Below are 1,623 nucleotides of genomic sequence, written 5' to 3'. Positions count from 1 at the left end.
CAGCACGGTGGCGGGCAGGCGTGCAACGTCGCGTTCTGCGGTGGCAGACATCAGCTCGACCAGCTCTTCGGCATCATTCACCGATTTTTGCAACTGCCGTACGTGATTGCCGATCTGGCGCAGATAGCCATCGAGCATACCGAGGGCCGAGACGACATAAGCAATCTCGCCCGCGCCAGCGTGTCCCCGGACAAAGGCGAACAGGGCGCCACCAAGCACACCGGCCCGCAGGATCCACAGCGATAGGTCCTGCGTCAGACCGGACCACGTGCCGCGCCGCCATGTCCGGCGCGTCCTGTGCGCCCATTTCGACAGAACGCGCCCCAACCGGTCATCTTCGCGCAGTTCACCGGCATGCGCGCGCACGACGGCATTCGATGTGATTGCATCTGCGAGCGCACCGGAGACCCGGCTGTCCTGTGCGTTTGACAGCCGTGCGGCAGGAGCAACCCAGAACAGTGTGAGGATCAGCGATAGCGTGAGAAACAGGATGGCCCCCAAAGCCGCAACAAGACCGATCTGCCATTGAAAGGCGGTCAATGTGCCGATGGTGCCCAACAGAACCAGTATCGACGGCAAGAGCGCCAGCATCAACAGGTCTGCCATATCATCAAGCGCCCAGGTGCCGCGCGTGATCTGCCGCACGGTGGACCCGGCAAAGGCGTTGGCATGCCAATCTGCGGGCAGACGCTGGACATGAGCGAAGGCTTCGGCCTCGGCCACGCGCATGGTCGGGATCGTGAGCGCGATGATCGAGAAATAGCTGAGAATTTTCGCTACAATCGATACGGCGCCCAACCCAAGCAGCAGAGCAAACTCACCCCAAGGCGAGGCACTTTCCGAAACAGCCGCCACGAGACGCCCGGTGACAACCGGAATGGCCACGTCGGCTGCCGTTGAGGTCAGGACTAGAAAGAGAATGGCCGCGAGGAGGCCGCGCCTGCGCAACCAAAGACGCAGGGCAAAGGTGAGAACGCGCGCAAAGGCGCCTTTGGCTGACATGCGGGACATGAAACGTTCGCGGACAACAAAGCCGCGCCTATTCTTCGAATGAAAGGATGTCCAAAGGTTGGACGATAGCAACTGACGTACTTGGCTGCGTTAGCCGCGTGCTGTCAGGATGAGAAAGCTCCGGCACGGAAGCGTCCCGGGAGGAAATACATGCTGATAATCATAGTTGCCCTCCTTGCTATGCGACACCTTGGGGTTGAAGTAGGGTTATCGGAATACCCGAGTCAACAGGAGTGTCTGGCGATAGGCAATTCTGCGCCGAGGGAAGGATTGCCACACCTGCTGTGACGGACTGGTGAGAGATACGGTGGCCTTTTCGGGCTTCAGCGTCAGTTGGCGGTGTCCGGTGCGGGTTTGGCGTGTTCTTCCAAAAACTTCAGGATGGGCGTTGTGAAGGCATCAGGCTTTTCCATCAGGCCAAGGTGTTGCAGGTGGGGGACGATGATCGTCCGGGCGCCCGGAATTCCTGCGGCGATGTCATGGGACATGGTGGGGGTTGAACCGCTGTCATTTTCACAGGTCATCACGAGGGTCGGGGCGGCAATGTTGAGGTGGCGTTCTGTTAGCTCACGCACCCCGTGGGCCAGAACCCAGGCCGTTTGTGCGTAGCTA

Annotated in this window: 2 protein-coding genes; both read right to left on the bottom strand. The window is 60.2% G+C overall.

Translation table 11 applies throughout. From position 1 onward, the window contains the following. Positions 1-1,002 (bottom strand): ABC transporter transmembrane domain-containing protein (locus AC6RA8_RS18940; RefSeq protein WP_500354859.1); only part of this gene is annotated, 1,002 nt, incomplete at its 3' end. Positions 1,003-1,340: 338 nt separating this feature from the next. Beyond that, the coding region (locus AC6RA8_RS18935; RefSeq protein WP_500354857.1) for an alpha/beta fold hydrolase at positions 1,341-1,623 on the bottom strand (283 nt) is incomplete at its 5' end.

The sequence above is a fragment of the Tateyamaria sp. genome, from assembly GCF_059783535.1.
Note: the sequence above shows the minus strand (reverse complement) of the source record. Positions and strands in the feature narration are given on the sequence as shown.